This is a genomic window from Streptomyces sp. NPDC019224, from assembly GCF_040632605.1.
Classification (GTDB): domain Bacteria; phylum Actinomycetota; class Actinomycetes; order Streptomycetales; family Streptomycetaceae; genus Streptomyces.
The window spans coordinates 1-17,753 of sequence record NZ_JBEYCF010000023.1 but is presented as its reverse complement, the minus strand read 5'-3'; the positions used below and the strand labels follow the sequence as shown (position 1 = coordinate 17,753).

Here is a 17,753-nt window from a genome sequence, read left to right as displayed (position 1 = left end):
TGCGCGTCCCGGACACCACGCCCCCTGCTCGCCCGCCGGTTCCGCCCTCCCGCCCCGTTTGTCGCCGGCCTCCAGCAGATTTGTCCGCGATCGGTAACAGAGGCAGCCTCCGAGCCCCTTTCACCTGTCCTGGTGGGGGCAGGGCCGACACGGCACCGGCAGCGGCGGCGAATCAGGCGAATCAAAGGGGCGGGGCGGACATGGCGAAGCACAGGGAGAGAACGTGGCACAGCCGGCTTCTCGCGGCGGCTCTCGGGGTGACGGCGCTGGCCGCGGCCACCTCCGTATGGACCGCGCAGGCCGGCACCACTGACGGGCAGCGGCCGGCGGCCGCCGTCTCGTCGCCGTCCGCCGCGCACCATGACCGGTCCGTGACCGAAGCCGTCGCGAAGGACATCGCCCACGCGTCGGACAAGGGCCCCAAGGGCGTCAACATCACCATCGACGACGGCCCTGACCCCACCTGGACGCCCCAGGTGCTCCAGCTCCTGAAGGAGAACGGGGTCAAGGCCACGTTCTGCATGGTGGGCACGCAGGCCCAGGCCTACCCCGACCTGGTCAAGGACGTCGTGGCGGCCGGGCACCGCCTGTGCAACCACACCGTCTCGCACGACGTCACCATGGACAAGAAGTCCGAGGCCTACCAGGCCAAGGAGATCCTCGACGCCGAGCGGATGATCACCAAGGCGTCGGGCGGCGTCCGCCCGCAGTACTACCGCGCCCCCGGCGGCGCGTTCACCCCGTACAGCCGACAGCTCGCCGCCTCGCACGGGATGCGGCCGCTGGGCTGGAACGTCGACACCAAGGACTTCGAGCACCCCGGCGCGGACGCCATCGTCGCCACCGTCAAGAGCGAGATGTCCAACGGCCCGACCGTCCTCTTCCACGACGCGGGCGGCGACCGCTCCCAGACCCTGGCCGCGCTGGGCCAGGTCCTGCCCTGGCTGAGGGAGCAGGGGTACGCGTACGGCTTCCCCGTGCGGTGAGTCCGGAGGGGGAGGCCGATGAGTTTCCGGTGCTCCCGGCGTCTACCTCTTGACGGAAAGGAGCGCACCATGCGCAAGATCATCGTTTCCACGTTCCTGACCCTGGACGGCGTCATGCAGGCTCCCGGCGGCCCCGACGAGGACCCCGAGAGCGGCTTCACGCACGGCGGCTGGCAGAAGCCCACGTTCGACGAGGGGGTCGGCGAGGCCATCGCCGACTGGTACGAGGACACCGACGCGATGCTCCTCGGCCGCAAGACGTACGACATCTTCGCCTCGTACTGGCCGACCGCCGACCCGGACAACCCGTTCACCGAGCGGATGAACTCCATGCGGAAGTACGTGGCCTCCCGCACCCTGACCTCGCTCGACTGGCAGAACTCCGAGCTCCTGACCGGCGACACCGCCGAAGCCGTACGCCGCCTCAAGGTGACCGAGGGCCGCAACATCAACGTCGTCGGCAGCGGCGACCTCGCCCAGACCCTGATGCGCGAGAACCTGGTCGACGAGTACCGCCTCACCATCCACCCGGTGATCCTCGGCTCCGGCAAGCGCCTCTTCGCCGACGGTACGATCCCCACCGCCCTGGAACCGGTCGGCGTCACGGCGTCCAAGGGCGGCACGGTCCTGGCGGTCTACCGCACCACGGGCAAGCCGACGTACGACAGCTATCAGTAGCCCCCGAGGACGTCACCCATGCGCACGCTCATCACCACCGCCTTCGTCTCCCTCGACGGCGTCGTCGAGGCCCCCGGCGGCGAACCGGGCTACCGGAACTCCGGCTGGACCTTCAAGGACGTCGAGTTCCTCCCCGAGGCGTACGAGATCAAGGGCCGGGAACAGGAGGAGGCCGGGGCGCTCATGATGGGGCGCGCCAGCTACGAGGCGTTCAGCCCCGTGTGGCCCGGCATGGCGGAGTTCGCCGGCTACAGGGCCATGCCCAAGTACGTCGTCTCCACCACGCTCACCGAGGACGCCCTCGTGGCCGACTGGGGCGAGACCCACATCCTGCGCTCCCTGGACGACGTCGCCGCCCTCAAGCAGACCGACGGCGCCCCGATCATCGTCCACGGCAGCGCGGCCCTCAACCGGTCCCTCTCCGACGCGGACCTCATCGACCGCTACCACCTCCTCGTCTTCCCGCTCCTCCTCGGCGCCGGCAAGCGCCTGTTCAGCGGCTCGGACAAGGACACGCAGCACCTGAAGCTGGTCGAGCACGAGGCGTTCCCGAACGGCATCCAGAAAAACGTCTTCGACGTGGTCCGCTGAGCGCCTTCCGGAGCGCAGGCACCCCACGCGGCATGATGACGCGGTCCACCCCGCGAACCATTCTTCGGCCGGTGCTCAGTTCTGCAACGGAAATGGGCCACGCTCCTCAGGAGTGAGCCCGGTCACGCAACGCCGCTCACGATCACGACCTTGACGCCACGCTCGGCGAGTCCGCCGGCGATGGCACGGGCGTGGCCGCCTCCTCAGGGGTCGGCTGGCGGGTGCCGACAACAGCGACCCGCAGGTCGTCCTCGGCGGCAGCCCCCCGAAGGAGGAGGAAGGGCGGACGCTGGTGAACCAGCCGCAGGTACAGCGGGTAGTCGTCGTCGAGGACTGTGACCAGCCGCATCCCCTCGCGCTCCCACGCGGAGACCTCAGCGGCGACCGCCTCCAGAAGAGGGCCCCTGTCCGGAGGCGTCGAGAGCGTCTTCCAGGACCGCGCGAGCGCTGCCCACTCGCGTTGCTGCGACGCGGCGAACGCTCCTGGTCCGAGCGGGCCGAGCTGTCCTACACCCCGCTCTGGCATCGGTCTGAATCCGTGCAGCGCGCGCCGCCCCACCGGTGGGTTGGGGATACCGGTGGGTTGGGGATGCTGGGCACTGGACGGTCGGGACTATGGGCGCCCGAAGTGCTGGATGATGCCTCTGATATCGATCAGCCATTGGCGCAGCGTGATGTCGTTGGGCGGAGTGACCCGCAGACCGAGTACGCGAGCCGCCTCTGCCAGATCATCGTCACTCGTATTGACGGTGAGGAATCCATCGGCCTCCTGAACGACAGCTGCGTGGTCTTCCGGTGCCTCGGTCGAGAGGTAGTCGTCGATCGCCTCGGCCCGGGACTTGTACTCCAGCGAGAAGTCCTGGTGGAAGTACGAGGTCAATAGGTGGGAGAGAGCGGGGAATCGGTGTCGCCACTCCCACGAGGTCTGCGGGCGGAGGTCGACGTTGGGCGCGGGACGCTTCGCCAGGAAGTTGCCCAGGTGGTGGCGTACGGCGCGCAGGCAGTCCTCCACGCCGACACCCTTGGGGGGCTCGATGTGGGGCAGGAGGTCGACGTCGTCGGCGATCTCGTCGCTGAACAGACCAACCGCGAGGAGGTCATCGATCTCGCACGCCGCCGCCTCCGCTCGCCCGGGTACGAACGCTGACGTACGCAGGTAGGAACTCAGCGCGGCGCCGGGTGCCTCCAGGGTGTCGTCGAAGGTGTGCCCCGTCGATTCGTAGGCACGCAGCAGGTCGCGCAGTTCGCGGAAGCGGTCAGTGGACGTCATGGGATGCCTGTCCGGTGCGGTGTTCATTGGGCAGTGGGGTAGGAGGTCAGGACTCGGTAGCCCAGCGCAGCGGTCGGGTCCTTCTTCAGGACTACGGTTGCGCCGGTGACCCATTCTGGGGGCAGGCCGTTCTTGAAGTTGCTGCGCGACAGGCTCAGCCCCGTGGGCTCACTCAGGTCGACGGTGAAGTCCTTCTTACCCGCGGGCTTCCCGTTGTTCAGCCACTCATCGATCTCTTTTTGATGCTTGAGAACGACAGCTTGGGTGTGCTTCTGGGCGGATGCTTCGTCGACATAACGGGACGCGTTGTCCAGGTTCTCGTCTCCGCGCAGGCGGGCCCGGAGATCCTGGGTGGTGACCTCGACGTGCCGATCCAACGTGTGGGAGTGGCTCGTGGCCGTCCCCTTGCCTTCATCGCCCGCCAGATCGGCTCCGTACTTCGGCTTGTACGCGCCCTTGCGCTTGCTGCGCGGCCAAGCGTTCGCTTCCCCGTCACCCTTGATGAGCAGGCCGAGGTCCTCCAGGCTCGTTGATCCGCCGCCGGGGAGCGCAAGGTTCGGCTCGAAGGTGGGCATGCGGATGCCGCCGAGAAGTTCGCTCATGCCGCCCGCGTCGTTGATGGCGCGGTAGGTGGATCCTGCGCTGCCGAGGAGGCCTCCCATGAGCGCGCCGCCCTCGGCGGCGTTCTGGACCTCGTCGAGACTGAAGCCCTTGCTCTCGCCCAGAATGATGGCGCCGGGCTGGGTCACGGCGAGGTCGACGGTGACCGACTCGATGCCGCCGATGGCAGCGGTGGCCAGCGTGGTGCCGGCGATGGTGGCGATCTCGGTGGAGACCGTGACGCCCAGGGTTGCTGACAGGTCGACGATCACGCCCGTGGCCGCGACGGCGGCTCCCTCGGAGATACCTACGGTGAAGACGGCGAGCAGGGTTCCGGCGGCGATCGTTGCGCCGACGATCTCCAGTTCGTGTTCCAAGCGTTTGACGGCGTGGTGGACGGCGTCGGCGTACTGGTCGAGGGACTTGGCGATGTCGCGGGACGCGTCGATCATGTCCTGGAGCCAGCCGTGGCCGCCATAGTAGTAGCGGCGCCAGAACGGGTCGTCGAAGGCGGATATCGCCTCGCCCTTGTTGTGCTCGATGATGCCGCGCGCCGACTTGTTCGCGGCGGCAGTAACCTTCTCCAGGTCGTCGGCGAAGTCCCGCCACACCTTGGCTGCGTCGCGCAGGCTGTCCTCGTCCGCGTCCGGCCACCACATACCGGTGGCATGCTGGACGATCTGCTTCGCCTTGTCCGCGACACTCACTGCGCGGTCCCGCTGCCGTCGTGCGGGGCGGGCTGGACCTTGCTGAACATCGACCGGACGAGTTCCTCGTTGTCGATGTGTCCGTCCGCCATGTCGGTCATGGCTGCTTCGATGCTGGCCAGGCCGAGGGCCAGGACTGCGGCGGCGGTCTCCATCTTCTTGACGAGCGGGCCATAGTGCTCGTGGAACTTCTGCCCTTGCTCGTCGTCTCCCCACGGCGAACCGGTGTCTGCCAGACCGGTCTTGAGCTTGGTGAGCGCCTTGGCCAGGTCATGGCTGTGCGTGTGGAAATGCGGGGCTGCCGCCTTCAAGTCGGCGATCTTGATGTCGAGTATCTTGCCGTCGCTGTGGTCGCCCATGGCGTCGTCTGCTCCCCTGGCTCGGCTGACTGGCCCGAAGACGTTAGTTCACCAAAAGAGTTCGCGGTCGCGATCCCGACAAAGGGAGGGCAAAACTCCGATCAAGGTCAGCAAAGAGCAATGAGGCAGGGCCTGTATTGGAGACCCGCGCCGTCCGCGTCCTGGACGTCACCGGCCTGGGCCTCTACTTGCCGCACATCGTCCAGGCCGCCCGCATCCTGCGCTACCGCGTCGACAACGCGAGCGGGAGATGCACCCGCGAGATAGCCGCCGGTCTTCGAGTCGTCGACCGGGGGCCCGCCACCCCGAGGCCATGACCTGACCTCTACACACGCTTCTTCGCCACAACCCGAGTCCTTTTGGTGCCTGGCCCAGTGACCAGTCATTCCGTGCCAAGCTTCCCCGCCCCGGCGGGCCGTAGAGCCGCCGCCCGGACCTTCGGCGCCCGCAGTTCGCACCACACCGTCTTGCGGTACGGGGCCTGCTCCACGCCCCACCGCAGCGCGACCGCGTCCAGCAGTTGGAGGCCCCGCCCGGACGTGCCGTCCGGGCCGGACTCCCGGAGCACCGGCCACACGGCCGGCGCCGGGTCGCTCAGGGCCACCCGTACGCGCCCCGAGGGCGTCGCGGTCACCCGTAACGAGACCGGCGTGCGCTCCCCCACATGCGTGATCACGTTCGCCAGCAACTCGCTGACGCACAGCACGAGATCGTCCGCGTCGTCCCCGGCGAACCGCGCCCGCAGTATCCGCCGCACCTCCGGTACGGCCTGCGGAACCGCCAGGAACTCCCACGTCAGCGGCAGCCCGCTCATCCCCCCGCCGCCCTCTGGAGCACCTCGGCCAGCCGCCGGGCCGTCTCGGTGTTGCAGTTACCGAGCGCGACGAGCGGCGGCCGACTCGTCCACCCGGCGAGCGTCAGCGGGTCGACTCCGAGTGACGGCAGGGTGATCCCGTTCGCCTTGAGCGCCGCGCGCAAGGCGTCGATCTCCGGGCCGATGTCGTACGGGGCGTGCTCCATGAGGGCCGTCCACCTTTCGGTTGCTAGCTGTGACGAACACCTCACACGCTGCCGCACGGGGATCTACCGTGGAAGCCAATTCCGCTCCACAGAGCGATGTGTGAAAGGCGGTCGGCCGGTGGCCAAGGAGATCGACGGTTCGGCGGGGGTGCCGCAGTTCTACGGGAAGGAGCTGCGGTACCAGCGGGAGGCGGCGGGCTTGACCATGGAGAAGCTGCTGGACGGCAGCTTCTACGGAGTCGGCATGCTGAGCGCGGTCGAGCACGGAGACCGCCGCATGCCGCGACAGCTCGCGCAGCACGTGGACCAAAAGCTGGGCACGGACTTTTTCACGCGGCGCTGTGAAGAGGTTCGGGAGGCCCGAAGCAAGGGGCACGCCGCGTTCTTCGTGGGCATCGCAGAGGCGGAGGTCCGCGCCCGGACCATCAACCAGTGGTCAGGCACCCTGCTCCCGGGGCTCCTGCAAACCCCGGCCTATGCGCGAGCCGTCATCCAAGCGACGCACCCCCTGGATACTCCGGAGGAGGTGCAGGCCAAAATCGACGCTCGGCAGGAGCGGGCCAAGCTGTTCGCCGACCCCAAGAAGCCCGAGTACTGGGTAGTCCTGCACGAGTCAGTGATTCGTCATCCGCTGCTCGAACCAGCAGAAATGGCAGCACAGTTGGACCGCATCGCCGCCATGGTGCGCAGCCGCCGAGTCGTTCTACAGATCCTTCCGTGGAACGCGGCCACCCGCCCCATCAGCGAGATGCCGCTGCTGCTCCTGGACTTCGATGACGAGCCACCGCTGCTCTACACCGAAGGCGCCTACCACGGGCAGACCATCGATGATCCGGGGCTCGTTAAGCGGTACCGCAACACATACGATCGCCTCAGGGCCGCCGCGCTGCCGCCAGAGGTGTCCCTCGCCCTGCTGGAGAAGGCGGCTGAGGAGTTCCGGAATGGCCAGCACCACCATTGATCTGAGCACCACCCGCTGGCGCAAGAGCAGCTACAGCAACGGCTCCGGCGGGGACTGCCTCGAAGTCGCCGAGGGGTACGCCCTGTGGCGTAAGAGCAGCTACAGCAACGCCGACGGCGGCGACTGCGTCGAGGTCGCCGACGGTCACCCCGGCCTCGTCCCCGTCCGTGACTCCAAGCGGCCCGAGGGGCCCGCGCTCGTCGTCGACGCCGCCGCCTGGGCGCCGTTCATCGAGGCCGTCAAGACCGCTTGAGGCGGACCACGTACACGAAGGGGCGCGCCCGGAAGGAATCCGGGCGCGCCCCTCGGCGTCACCGCGCGACCGTCAACGGTCGAAGCGCTCGCTCGCCTCGTCCTGCGCACGCTGGGAGGCGTTCTGCGCGCGGTCGCGGCCCTGCTGAGCCGCGTCGCGGGCGCGGTCGCGGTTCTGGCCCTGGTCCTGGCGGTCCTGGCGCTCCTGCGTCTTGTCCTGCGCCTGGCCGGTGAGGTCCTTGGCCTTGTCCTTGAACTGGTCGGCGATGCCCATGCTGTTCACTCCTATGTGGTGCTTGGGGTACGGCCCCGGTGGGGCCTCGACCAGATTCACACGGCCGACCACGCTCCGCATGTCGATCACTCACGCTGCGTGTGTGCCGCGCGTTCGTGCTGGTCAGCGGCGCCTCCAGCGCCCACGAGGCCCCTGCTCCTGCCCTCCATGCGCGGGCCGAACCTGCGCATCTCGCGCTGGCCGACGACGCCGATGAGGGTCGGCAGGCAGCCGCGTACGGACTGCATGCCGCGCAGCCACCACTGGGCGTAGACGTGGGCGGAGCGGCGCTCGATGCCGGCGACGATACGGTCGACGGCGGGGCCGAGCGGGTACGTACGGTTCGTGGGCCACGGGAGGCGCTGGCGCAGGTCCCGCATGACGTCGTCCTCGTCGGCGCCCCGGACCATGTCGGTGTCGGTCCAGGAGAGGTAGCCGACGCCGACCTTCACGCCCTTGTAGCCGACTTCGGCGCGCAGGCTGTGCGCGAACGCCTCGACGCCGGCCTTGGAGGCGCAGTAGGCGCTCATCATGGGGGCGGGGGTCATGGCGGCGAGGGACGCGATCTGGAGGAAGTAGCCCCGGCTCTCCATGAGGACGGGCAGGAAGGCGCGAGCCGTCACCGCGCCGCCGATGAGGTTGACCTCGATGACGCGGCGCCAGGCGACGGGGTCGGAGTCCACCAGGGGGCCGCCGGTGGCTACGCCCGCGTTGGCGACGACGATGTCGACCTTGCCGAAGCGCGCCTTGACCTCCCGGGCGACGCGGGCCATGGCGTCGTGGTCGGTGACGTCGGCGTGCCAGTGGTCGCTCTCGCCGTGGAGGCGTGCGGAGACCTTCTTCAGCTCGTCGGGTTCCAGGCCGACGAGGGCGAGGATCGCGCCCCGGGCGGAGAGCTTGCGGGCGAGGAGTTCGCCGACGCCGCGTGCCGCGCCGGTGACGACGACGACCTGTCCTTCGAGATTTACCGTGCCGCTCATGCGACCTCCTCCTTGCCCTCGACGCCTGCCGTAGTCGTACCCCGTTCCGGGAGGGCCGGGAGGTACGCGGTCACCAGTTCTCGTATTCTCGCCGTGACGGCCTCCGGCGCCTCCACGGGTGTCATGTGTCCCATGCCCGTCAGCTCGGTGAGGCCGAGGCAGTCGGGCAGCGCCGCCGCGAGGGCGCGGGCGTGGACGGGCGGCGTGAGCCGGTCCTCCGTACCCGCGATGATCGCGGTGGGCACCCGCAACTCCCGTACGCCCTCGTCGAGATCGAGGTCCGCGAGGACGTGTCCCCAGGCGACGCGGGGGATGCGGGGGCAGGCGTGCACGATACGGGCGCAGGTGTCGACCCGGTCGGGGGCCGAACCCGCCCCCATGGTCGCGTACTTGAGTATGCGGCGGGACAGGGGCGTGACCGGTCCGAGGGGGGCGCGGGCGCCGAGGACGGCGCGGGTGAGGCGGGTGCGTACGGCTCCGGCGCGCGTCGGGAGGACGAGGGACTCGGCGAGGAGGCGGGAGCTGCCGGTGCTGCAGAGCAGGACGGCGGCGGTGTGCTCGCGCAGCTTCGGGCGGCGGGAGGCGGCCATGATGGTCATGCCGCCCATGGAGTGCCCGGCGAGGACGGCCTTCTCGCCGGGGGCGAGGGTCGCGGCGAGGACCGCTTCGAGGTCGTCGGCGAGCGCGTCGGTGCTGTAGCCGTCGCGGGCGGCGGCGGGCGAGGTGCCGTGGCCGCGCTGGTCGTAGGCGATGACGCGGTGGTCGACGGCGAGGTCGCGTATCTGGGCGTCCCAGAAGCCGGTGTTGCAGGTCCAGCCGTGGGAGAGGACGACGGCGGGGGCGCCCTCCCGGCCGTGGACCTCGACGTGGATGCGGGAGCCGTCGGCGGAGACGGCGAGGAGTTCGCGGGCGGGCACGGGGCGGCGGCCGGCGACGGGCAGGGGGCGGCTCATCGGACGGCCTCCTCGGAGACGGTCCCGCTCGCGGCGCGCTGGGCGGGGACGGACGGGCGCAGGACCTGGTACTCGGAGAGGTCGACGGTCCGGGTGGCCCTGCGGAACTCGGCGGTGGTGCCGGGCCAGACGGTGGTGTTGCGGCCGTTGGCGTCGAGGTACCAGCTGTTGCAGCCGCCGGTGTTCCAGACGGTGCGCTTCATGCGGTCCTGGACGCGGCGGTTCCAGGCGTTCACCGCGGAGGGCCGGGCGTCGAGGGCGGCCCTGCCGCCGAGGACGTCCAGCTGGCGCAGGTAGTCGGCCATGTAGTTCAGCTGGGACTCGATCATGAGGATCATCGAGGAGTTCCCGAGGCCGGTGTTGGGGCCGATGATGGTCATCCAGTTGGGGAAGCCGGCCGCGCTGGCGCCGCGCAGCGCCTGCATGCCGCCCTTCCAGGACTCGGTGAGCGTGGTCCCGTCGGCGCCGACGACGCGTTCGGCGATCGGCATGTCGGTGACGTGGAAGCCGGTGCCGAAGATGATCGCGTCGACCTCGGCCTCCGTGCCGTCCGATGCGACGAGGGTCGAGCCGCGGACCTCGGCGAGGCCGGAGGCGACGACGTCGACGTTGGGCCGGGCGAGGGCGGGGTAGTACGTGCTCGACAGCAGGATGCGCTTGCAGCCGATGCGGTAGGAGGGGGTCAGTTTGGCGCGCAGGGCGGGGTCCTTGATGGCGCGGGCCATGTTGGACTTCGCGATCCGTTCGACCAGGCCGAGTTGGTCGGGGTGCTTGGTGAAGGCGCTGACCTGCAGTTCCCGGATGCCCCAGAGGAGTCCGCGGCGGGCGGTTCCGGTGGCGGGCAGGGCGCGGTGCAGCCGGCGCTCGAAGCCGCTGATCCTCCGGTCCATGCGGGGCATGACCCAGGGCGGGGTGCGCTGGAAGAGGGTCAGCCTGCCGACCTCGGGCTGGATGGACGGCACGATCTGGATGGCGGAGGCGCCGGTGCCGATCACCGCGACGCGCTTGCCGGTGAGGTCGGCGTCGTGGTCCCAGCGGGCGGAGTGGAAGACCTTGCCGGGGAAGTCGGCGAGGCCGGGGATGTCGGGCGTCTTCGGGTCGGAGAGGGGGCCGGTCGCGGAGACGACGACGTCGGCGACGACGGTCGTGCCGCCCGCGCTGTCGATGACCCAGTGCAGCTCGTCGTTGTCCCAGCGCATCCGCGTCACCTCGTGGTCGAGGCGCAGGTGCGGGCGCAGTCCGAAGGTGTCGGCGACGTGCTCCAGGTAGGCGCGGATGTGCTCCTGCCCGGAGAAGGTGCGCGGCCAGTCGGGGTTGGGGGCGAACGAGAAGGAGTAGAGGTGGGACGGTACGTCGCAGGCGCAGCCGGGGTAGCTGTTGTCGCGCCAGGTGCCGCCGACGGAACCGGCCCGCTCCAGGATCACGAAATCGGTGATTCCTTCGCGGCGCAGCCGGACCGCGGCACCGAGGCCCCCGAATCCGGATCCGATCACCGCCACGCGTACATGCTCGTGCTGGGCCATGCTGCCGCCTCCCGCGGTACGTCACACGACTCTGCCAGCAATCGCTGGCATGGTTGGGAGGGTAGGGCAGCGGAGTACCGATGGGTAGAGGGCCGACGAAGGAAGTTACCGGCGGTACAACTTGCGGTTTCCGCCCCGGGGAGGCGGATAAGGTGCGGGGGTGGCAGAAGGACGCGAGCACCGCGAGTACCGCATGGAGGAGCTGGCCAAGGAGGCCGGCATCCCCGTCCGGACCGTGCGGTTCTACCGGGAGCGCGGCCTGATCTCGCCGCCCCGCCGCGAGGGCCGCATCGCCTGGTACGACGACCACCACCTGGCCCGGCTGCGCACGATCACCGGCCTCCTGGAGCGCGGCCACACCCTGACCGGCATCGCCGACCTCGCCCGTACGTTCGAGAGCGGACGCGATGTGGCGGAGGTGCTGGGCCTGGGCGAACCGTCCGAGGAGACCCCGGTCCGCCTCACGCCCGAGCAGCTGGCGGACTACTTCGAGGGCGAGTCGACCCCGGAGAACCTGGCGCTCGCGATGGAGCTGGGCTACCTGGGGACGGACGGCGAGGAGATCGTCCACATCAGCCGCCGCCTGCTGGAGGTCTCGGCTGAGCTGGTCCGGGAAGGCGTCCCGCTCGCCACGGTGCTCGCCACGGGCCGCCGGGTCCGCGAGCACGCGGAGGCGCTGGCGGACCTGTTCGTCTCGGTGCTGCGCGAGCACGGGGCGGGTGCGGACTCGGGCGCGGGCGCGGGTGTAGGCGTGGGGGCGGGTTCGGACCCGGGTGCGCGCTCGCGCTCGGGCCCGGGCGTGGGTGCGGGTTCGGACTCGGCTGCGGCTCCGGAGCCGCCCCAACTGCGGCCGCTGGCCCGCGCGGTGATGGACGCGGAGCTGTCGATGGCCCTGGACCGGCGGCTGCGGCGGGAGAAGCCGGCCGAGGCGGAGACGAACAAGGCGGAGACGGACGAGGCGTGAACCGTCCGCCGCGCCCCGGCGCATAACCCGCCCCCGCCCGGGTAGGTCCAGGTAGGGGCGCAGGGGCCTCGCTCTACCCGGTCCCGCCCGCGCCCAACCCCGTAACCCGCTCCTACTGTTCGTACACCACCGTCACCGGCGCATGGTCGCTCCACCGCTCACCGTGCGTGGCCGCCCGCTCGACCCACGCCTTCACGGCGCGCGCGGCGAGGCCCGGGGTCGCCACCTGGTAGTCGATGCGCCAGCCCGTGTCGTTGTCGAACGCGCGCCCCCGGTACGACCACCACGAGTACGGGCCCTCGACGTCCGGGTGCAGGGCCCGGACGACGTCGACGTACGCCGCCTCCGTGAAGACCCGGGTCAGCCACTCCCGCTCCTCGGGCAGGAAGCCGGCGCTCTTGCGGTTGGCGCGCCAGTTCTTGAGGTCGGCCTCCCGGTGGGCGATGTTCCAGTCGCCGCAGACGACGACCTCGCGGCCCTCGGCGGCGGCGCGCACCTTCAGCCCGACGAGGTAGGGCAGGAAGGCGGCCATGAAGCGCTCCTTCTCGTCCTGCCGCTCGGTGCCGACCTCACCGGAGGGCAGGTACAGGCTCGCGACCGTGACGCCCGGCAGGTCGATCTCGACGTACCGCCCGCTCGTGTCGAACTCCTCGCACCCGGCGTGCCCGTAACCGCCGAAGCCGATCTGCACGCGCTCCGGGGCCCGCCGCGAGTAGAGGGAGACCCCGGCCCGGCCCTTGGCGGCGGCCGGCGCGTGGACGGTGTGCCAGCCCCCGGGCTCACGGATCTCGGCGGGCAGCTGCTCGGGCTCGGCGCGCACCTCCTGGAGGCAGATCACGTCGGCGTCGGTCTGCGCCAGCCACTCGGTGAAGCCCTTCTTGGCCGCGGCGCGGAGTCCGTTTACATTCACGGAGGTCACAGTGAGCATTGCGGCACGATACCGGCCAACGCATGCCGCATACATGTACGATATTTCGCATGAATATCCACATTCGGGCGTTCGACCACCCCGATGCCGTCAAACTCAACGATCGCGTGCAGCTCGAATACGCCGAGCGATACGGCGACGAGGGCGACGTCACACCGCTGGACGCCACGATGTTCGATCCGCCTCACGGCCTGTACCTGATCGCGTACGACGCGTCCGACCAGCCCGTCGCCACGGGCGGCTGGCGCTCCCAGGAGCGCAACGAGGAGGGCTACTCGGACGGCGACGCCGAGCTGAAGCGGATGTACGTCATACCCGAGGGCCGCGGCCAGGGCCTCGCCCGCCGCATCCTCGCCGCCTTGGAGGCGGACGCCCAGGCGGCCGGCCGCACCCGCATGGTCCTGGAGACCGGCGACCGCCAGCCGGAGGCCATCGCCCTGTACCTCTCCAGCGGCTACAGCCCGTGCGAGAAGTTCGGCCACTACCGCGCGTACGAGAGCAGCCGCTGCTACGCGAAGCCGCTCGGGGAGCGGTGAGGACGGTCTCGTCCCCGGCGGATGGTCCACCCCCCGGCCGGACCTCGATCGCGACGACGAACGGCGCGTACCAGCGCCCCGGACCGGCCCGGTACCCGCGCACCCGGTAGCGCTGTTTGCGCGGCCGAGGAGCGGGGAAACCGCCGTGCCCTCGAGCGGACGCCGCCCCGTCCGGACGCGGGCCGGTCCGCGAGCGGGATGGCGGCGGCTGTTCGACAATGGCCGCAGGAGCTGTGCGACGGTGCGTGCCGCTGTCTCGGTGTGCCGGTTCGGGGAACGGCGGTTCGGACGGGAGAAGGGCGGTCCCGGGCCGGCGGGACGCGGTGAGAGGAGCGGACATGCCGGCCGGTGAACGGGAGGACGGCACCCGGCCGTCGGCCGGACGGGGCACGAAGACGGTGGTCCTGGGGGCGGCCCTGCTGCTGTGCGTCCTGGTGGTGGTCCTGCAGGTGAGCACCCCGCCCTCCTCGCACATCGCGTCCGTGCTGGTAGCGGTCCCCGCCGTCATCGCGTTCGCGTTCGGCCCACCGGTGATCATCGGCGCGGCGGTCGTGGCGGCCGGCACCCGCTGGCTGCTCCTGCCCACCGAGCCGCAGCGGATCGGCTCGGTGGTCGCCACCACGGTGGTGATCTGCGTCATCGCCGCGCTGAGCTGCTTCGTGGTCCGCCGGGGGGAGCGGGAGTCCGCCCGGCTGCGGAAGGTCGTGTCCGTCGCCGAAACAGCGCAGCGGGCGGTGCTGCGCCCGCCGCCCGAGACCCTGGGCTGCTTCCGTACGGCCGCGAGCTATCTGGCCGCCGCCCAGTACGCCCGTATCGGCGGCGACCTCTACGCGGTGGCGGACACCGAATTCGGTGTCCGTGCGCTGATCGGGGACGTACGCGGGAAAGGACTCGGCGCCGTGTCCACCGCCTCGGCGGTCCTCGGCTCCTTCCATGAAGCGGCGTACGAGGAACCCGCCCTCGGCCCCCTGGCCCGTCGGCTCGACACCGGCCTGAACCGCTTCCTGCGCGACGAGGAAGCCTTCGTCACCGCTCTCCTGATCCAGATCGCCCCCGACGGCCACACGCACGCGTACTCCTGCGGCCACCCGCCCTCACTCGTGCTGCGCGCCGGCACGGTCCGGGAGCTCCCGGCCGCCGTCGGCCTCCCGCTGGGCCTGCGCGCCCTCGCGAGCACGTCCACCGCGCCGGACGCCCCGCAGCCGGCCGGTACGCGTCTAGGACCCGGCGACACCCTCCTGCTGTACACCGACGGGATCGCGGAGACCCGGAACGACGCCGGCGTCTTCTACCCGCTCACCGACCGCCTGACGGCCTATCAACGCGAGCACCCCCAGCCGGTCGACCCGCACCATTTGCTCACCTGGCTGCTCGAAGACGCCCAGGACTACAGCGCGGACGACACCTACGACGACGCCGCGCTCCTGGCCCTGACCTGGCTGCCCGGCCTCGAAGCGTCACACTCCAGCCCCGACAGGCCGAAGGGGCCAGGGGGGCGTGGGTGACCACTCCCGGGTGAGCACGGCACAACGACCGGGCTCGGCAGGGACCCGGCCGGCTCCCTGCTCGTCCGCGGTACGTGCGGCCAGGAGGGCTTCGGCCAAGCGGGGGGAAGTACTTCGCCGAACTTGAGGCCGTGAACCGCGCCGCCGTCGGCCTCGGGCGGACACAGCCCCGTACGTGCGTCGGCGAGGGCGGACCGCCGGCCCTCCTGGTCGGGCACACGGGCGACCCCTCGCCGAGGAGGACGTCATGAGCGGCGCGGGGCGCCGCGTCCTCTGCCTTGAGCCCTTTCCTGTCACACTTCGGTCCGGCCCAAATGGAGTATCGCCGGCTCCCACCGGATCCAGTTTCTCGACGCCCTGCACCGTAATCACGCCGAGTTCACCTCGGCCCTGCCAGCGTGTCGTTTCTACCAAGCGCACACAGAGCGTGGGAGGTTAATTCGGGACTTCCTTCCCGACACCCCCACAACACCCTCAACGGACCCGAAAGTTCGTTTAAAACAGGAGGATCAATTGTTCATCGGGAGATCGCCTTCGGGTTCGCAAACCGATGCCGGCCAACTCGCCGCGAAATCAACCCGCGAAGAGGGCATGTGGCTTACGAGGAGAGATTTCGGGCTCCTCTCCGCGGCGGCCTGCGCAAGCGTGGCCGGACTGGCCGGAGCATCGACAGCGGCCGCCGAACCCAGAGCGACCTCCAGGCGAACCGTCACCCAACTCGAGAAGTACGTCGACCCCATGCCGCGGCCACCGCTGGCCCTGCCGGGAATGGAGGCCTCCTTCCCAGGAACCGCATTTTACGAAATCACGATGCTGCAATGCGCGTGGCAGTTCCACAGAGACCTGGGGAAGGCAACCACGTGGGGTTACTGGGCCACCGATCCGGAAAACCCGGAAGGGCCGATGATCGGAATGGGCTATCTGGGGCCCACCATCATCACGAAACGGGAAGCCCCGGTGGTCGTCAATTATCGCAACCACCTACCGACCACACACCTGTTCCAGCCCAAAGTCGACGACATGCGGCGGGCCGGTCTCGCGCACGGCATTCCACCGGATGTCAACGTGCCGACCACCGTCCACCTGCACGGAAACTTCACCCCACCTCAGTCCGACGGCCTCGCCGAACAGTGGTACACCCCGGACGGCAAGTACCACGGAGAAAAATACTTCACCCTGGAAGGGGGCCAGGCCAACGAGGCGATCTACGCCTACCCCAACAACCACCGGTCGACCTTGTTCTGGTATCACGACCACGCCATGGCATTCACCAGGCTGAACGTCTATGCGGGGCTGGCCGCCCTCTACGTGGTCCGCGACGACGTGGAAACGGGCCTCAATCTACCGCGCGGCGACTTCGAGGTTCCTCTTGTCCTGCAGGACAAGAGCTTCAACGAGGACGGTTCGCTCCGCTACGACCTGGACGTGCAAGACGGCGGTGAGATCCCGGTGGTGAACGGGAAGGCGTACCCGTTCCTCGCGATCGAGCCCAGACGCTATCGGTTCCGTGTCGTCAACGCATCCAACTCGCGCTTCTGGCGACTGCAGCTCAAAGTCGGCAAAAAGCGCATGCCGTTCTGGGTGATCGGAGGAGACTCCGGCTTCCTCCCCGACAGGCCGGTAAAGCTGAAGAGCACCTTGCTGGCGCCGGCCGAGCGGCTCGACCTGATCATCGACTTCAGTGAGATGCCCCAGGGCGCGAAGGTCACCCTCTCGAATTTCGATGCCCCAGTCCACTTCCCCGACGGTGGCGGCCCGGAGATCGGCGAGATCATGCAGTTCCAGGTGACCAAGCCGCTGTCCTGCGCAGACGAGTCGACACCCCCCAAGGCGATTGTGCTGCCGGCGATCCCTCGGCTCGAGCCGACCCCCGGACTGCCTCGACGCGAGTTCGTCATGCTCCAGCCCGAGGGCGATGTGTATACGCCCGAGAATCCCTATCTCATCAATGCGCTCCCCTTCATGGCGCCGAACGAGGACTTCATCGAGGCGGGAACAACCGAGATCTGGGAGTACATCAACCTGACGCACGACGCCCATCCGATGCACGTTCACCTCGTCAACTTCCAGATCATCAATCGACAGAAGTTCGACCAAGAGGCCTATCAACGGGACTACGAAGAATGGGTTGACGCCGGCCGCAAACCGGAAACCAAACCGGACCTGAGTAAGTATCTCAGGGGCCGGCCCATTCTTCCCGACCTGGAAGAGCGAGGCCCCAAGGACACCGTCAAGACCTACACGGGGATGGTGACCAGGGTGATCCACAGGTTCAACGTGCCGGCCGGAATTCCGAATATTCCCGGCAGCGGAACCACATTGCCGGCGGAGTACATGCACCACTGCCACATCCTCGAGCACGAGGACAACGACAAGATGCGCCCCTGGGTGCTCGTCGAAGACGGCAGCGGATTCGGCGCTTCTTCCTCACATCCTGCGGGGCACGCTCACTGAGCCTCTTTCGTGCACCCCCCCAGAAAAGGTGCCCCGACCTGCAAGGATTCGAGTATCCAGATCGAATCCGGCAGAAGAGTCGGGGCACCTTTCTGATGAGCGAGCGCACGGGGCAGGGGTTCAGCGCGTCTTCAGCTGCTCGCGGAGTCGTTGCACGTGGCCCTGGACGTCGCACGCGGCACCGGGCTCCTCGGCGGGCACCGGATCGGTGG

General features: G+C 69.4%; 21 protein-coding genes. 10 read left to right on the top strand and 11 right to left on the bottom strand.

All coding sequences use genetic code 11. The features are described 5' to 3' along the window. Positions 1 to 200 precede the first annotated feature (200 nt). From ABZ564_RS16865 to ABZ564_RS16855, 3 genes are all read left to right on the top strand, one after another. Complete coding sequence (locus ABZ564_RS16865; protein WP_360856316.1) at positions 201 to 986, top strand: polysaccharide deacetylase family protein; 786 nt, start codon at positions 201 to 203, stop codon at positions 984 to 986. A gap of 69 nt (positions 987 to 1,055) precedes the next feature. Then, positions 1,056 to 1,664 carry a dihydrofolate reductase family protein gene (locus ABZ564_RS16860; RefSeq protein WP_360856313.1) on the top strand — a complete coding sequence of 203 codons (609 nt, stop codon included), beginning with the start codon at positions 1,056 to 1,058 and terminating at the stop codon, positions 1,662 to 1,664. Positions 1,665 to 1,682: 18 nt separating this feature from the next. Continuing rightward, positions 1,683 to 2,255 (top strand): dihydrofolate reductase family protein, encoded by a 573-nt coding sequence (locus ABZ564_RS16855; RefSeq protein WP_360856311.1) that lies wholly within the window; start codon positions 1,683 to 1,685, stop codon positions 2,253 to 2,255. 142 nt (positions 2,256 to 2,397) lie between these two features. On the opposite strand, the gene ABZ564_RS16850 is transcribed toward ABZ564_RS16855, so the two are convergent. The 4 genes from ABZ564_RS16850 to ABZ564_RS16835 form a co-directional block, all read right to left on the bottom strand. Beyond that, complete coding sequence (locus ABZ564_RS16850) at positions 2,398 to 2,781, bottom strand: DNA-processing protein DprA (protein ID WP_360856309.1); 384 nt, start codon at positions 2,779 to 2,781, stop codon at positions 2,398 to 2,400. Positions 2,782 to 2,868: 87 nt separating this feature from the next. Then, complete coding sequence (locus tag ABZ564_RS16845; RefSeq protein ID WP_360856306.1) at positions 2,869 to 3,525, bottom strand: contact-dependent growth inhibition system immunity protein; 657 nt, start codon at positions 3,523 to 3,525, stop codon at positions 2,869 to 2,871. 23 nt (positions 3,526 to 3,548) lie between these two features. Next, entirely contained in the window at positions 3,549 to 4,832 is a 1,284-nt protein-coding gene (locus ABZ564_RS16840; RefSeq protein WP_360856303.1) for an RNase A-like domain-containing protein, read from the bottom strand. Next, positions 4,829 to 5,191 (bottom strand): hypothetical protein, encoded by a 363-nt coding sequence (locus ABZ564_RS16835; protein WP_360856300.1) that lies wholly within the window; start codon positions 5,189 to 5,191, stop codon positions 4,829 to 4,831. Before ABZ564_RS16835 ends, ABZ564_RS16840 begins: the two co-directional genes overlap by 4 nt. 137 nt (positions 5,192 to 5,328) lie before the next feature. On the opposite strand from ABZ564_RS16835, the gene ABZ564_RS16830 reads away from it, so the two are divergent. Continuing rightward, the gene (locus ABZ564_RS16830) at positions 5,329 to 5,508 is read left to right on the top strand and encodes a hypothetical protein (protein ID WP_360856298.1); all 180 of its coding nucleotides are present in this window, start codon (positions 5,329 to 5,331) and stop codon (positions 5,506 to 5,508) included. A 65-nt stretch (positions 5,509 to 5,573) separates the two neighbouring features. Here ABZ564_RS16830 and ABZ564_RS16825 read toward each other — a convergent pair whose 3' ends face one another. Beyond that, positions 5,574 to 6,005, bottom strand: a complete 432-nt coding sequence (locus tag ABZ564_RS16825; RefSeq protein ID WP_360856295.1) for an ATP-binding protein — start codon at positions 6,003 to 6,005, stop codon at positions 5,574 to 5,576. Continuing rightward, the gene (locus ABZ564_RS16820; RefSeq protein ID WP_360856292.1) at positions 6,002 to 6,211 is read right to left on the bottom strand and encodes a hypothetical protein; all 210 of its coding nucleotides are present in this window, start codon (positions 6,209 to 6,211) and stop codon (positions 6,002 to 6,004) included. Before ABZ564_RS16820 ends, ABZ564_RS16825 begins: the two co-directional genes overlap by 4 nt. Positions 6,212 to 6,329: 118 nt before the next feature. On the opposite strand from ABZ564_RS16820, the gene ABZ564_RS16815 reads away from it, so the two are divergent. Beyond that, positions 6,330 to 7,172 (top strand): Scr1 family TA system antitoxin-like transcriptional regulator, encoded by an 843-nt coding sequence (locus ABZ564_RS16815; protein WP_360856289.1) that lies wholly within the window; start codon positions 6,330 to 6,332, stop codon positions 7,170 to 7,172. Continuing rightward, complete coding sequence (locus ABZ564_RS16810; protein WP_360856287.1) at positions 7,153 to 7,425, top strand: DUF397 domain-containing protein; 273 nt, start codon at positions 7,153 to 7,155, stop codon at positions 7,423 to 7,425. Before ABZ564_RS16815 ends, ABZ564_RS16810 begins: the two co-directional genes overlap by 20 nt. Positions 7,426 to 7,497: 72 nt before the next feature. On the opposite strand, the gene ABZ564_RS16805 is transcribed toward ABZ564_RS16810, so the two are convergent. The 4 genes from ABZ564_RS16805 to ABZ564_RS16790 all read right to left on the bottom strand — a co-directional run bounded on the left by ABZ564_RS16805 (position 7,498) and on the right by ABZ564_RS16790 (position 11,154). Further along, positions 7,498 to 7,698 carry a hypothetical protein gene (locus tag ABZ564_RS16805; protein WP_360856524.1) on the bottom strand — a complete coding sequence of 67 codons (201 nt, stop codon included), beginning with the start codon at positions 7,696 to 7,698 and terminating at the stop codon, positions 7,498 to 7,500. 86 nt (positions 7,699 to 7,784) lie between these two features. Next, positions 7,785 to 8,678 (bottom strand): SDR family oxidoreductase, encoded by an 894-nt coding sequence (locus ABZ564_RS16800; protein ID WP_360856284.1) that lies wholly within the window; start codon positions 8,676 to 8,678, stop codon positions 7,785 to 7,787. Then, the gene (locus ABZ564_RS16795) at positions 8,675 to 9,631 is read right to left on the bottom strand and encodes an alpha/beta fold hydrolase (protein ID WP_360856281.1); all 957 of its coding nucleotides are present in this window, start codon (positions 9,629 to 9,631) and stop codon (positions 8,675 to 8,677) included. The genes ABZ564_RS16800 and ABZ564_RS16795 overlap by 4 nt, the downstream gene beginning before the upstream one ends. Further along, a complete protein-coding gene (locus tag ABZ564_RS16790; protein ID WP_360856278.1) occupies positions 9,628 to 11,154 on the bottom strand; it encodes an NAD(P)/FAD-dependent oxidoreductase in 1,527 nt (508 codons plus the stop codon). Before ABZ564_RS16790 ends, ABZ564_RS16795 begins: the two co-directional genes overlap by 4 nt. 193 nt (positions 11,155 to 11,347) lie before the next feature. Between ABZ564_RS16790 and ABZ564_RS16785 the strand changes: the two genes are divergently transcribed. Then, on the top strand, positions 11,348 to 12,118 hold the full coding sequence (locus ABZ564_RS16785; protein WP_360856521.1) for a MerR family transcriptional regulator: 771 nt from the start codon (positions 11,348 to 11,350) through the stop codon (positions 12,116 to 12,118). A gap of 112 nt (positions 12,119 to 12,230) precedes the next feature. Here the strand turns inward: ABZ564_RS16785 and ABZ564_RS16780 are convergent, their stop codons facing one another. Next, the gene (locus ABZ564_RS16780; protein WP_360856275.1) at positions 12,231 to 13,046 is read right to left on the bottom strand and encodes an exodeoxyribonuclease III; all 816 of its coding nucleotides are present in this window, start codon (positions 13,044 to 13,046) and stop codon (positions 12,231 to 12,233) included. A gap of 50 nt (positions 13,047 to 13,096) precedes the next feature. On the opposite strand from ABZ564_RS16780, the gene ABZ564_RS16775 reads away from it, so the two are divergent. The 3 genes from ABZ564_RS16775 to ABZ564_RS16765 all read left to right on the top strand — a co-directional run bounded on the left by ABZ564_RS16775 (position 13,097) and on the right by ABZ564_RS16765 (position 17,541). Continuing rightward, positions 13,097 to 13,582: a GNAT family N-acetyltransferase gene (locus ABZ564_RS16775; RefSeq protein WP_360856272.1), complete on the top strand. Its 486-nt coding sequence runs from the start codon at positions 13,097 to 13,099 to the stop codon at positions 13,580 to 13,582. Positions 13,583 to 13,920: 338 nt separating this feature from the next. Beyond that, entirely contained in the window at positions 13,921 to 15,087 is a 1,167-nt protein-coding gene (locus ABZ564_RS16770) for a PP2C family protein-serine/threonine phosphatase (RefSeq protein WP_360856269.1), read from the top strand. Positions 15,088 to 15,600: 513 nt separating this feature from the next. After that, a complete protein-coding gene (locus ABZ564_RS16765; protein WP_360856266.1) occupies positions 15,601 to 17,541 on the top strand; it encodes a multicopper oxidase domain-containing protein in 1,941 nt (646 codons plus the stop codon). Positions 17,542 to 17,753: the final 212 nt, after the last annotated feature.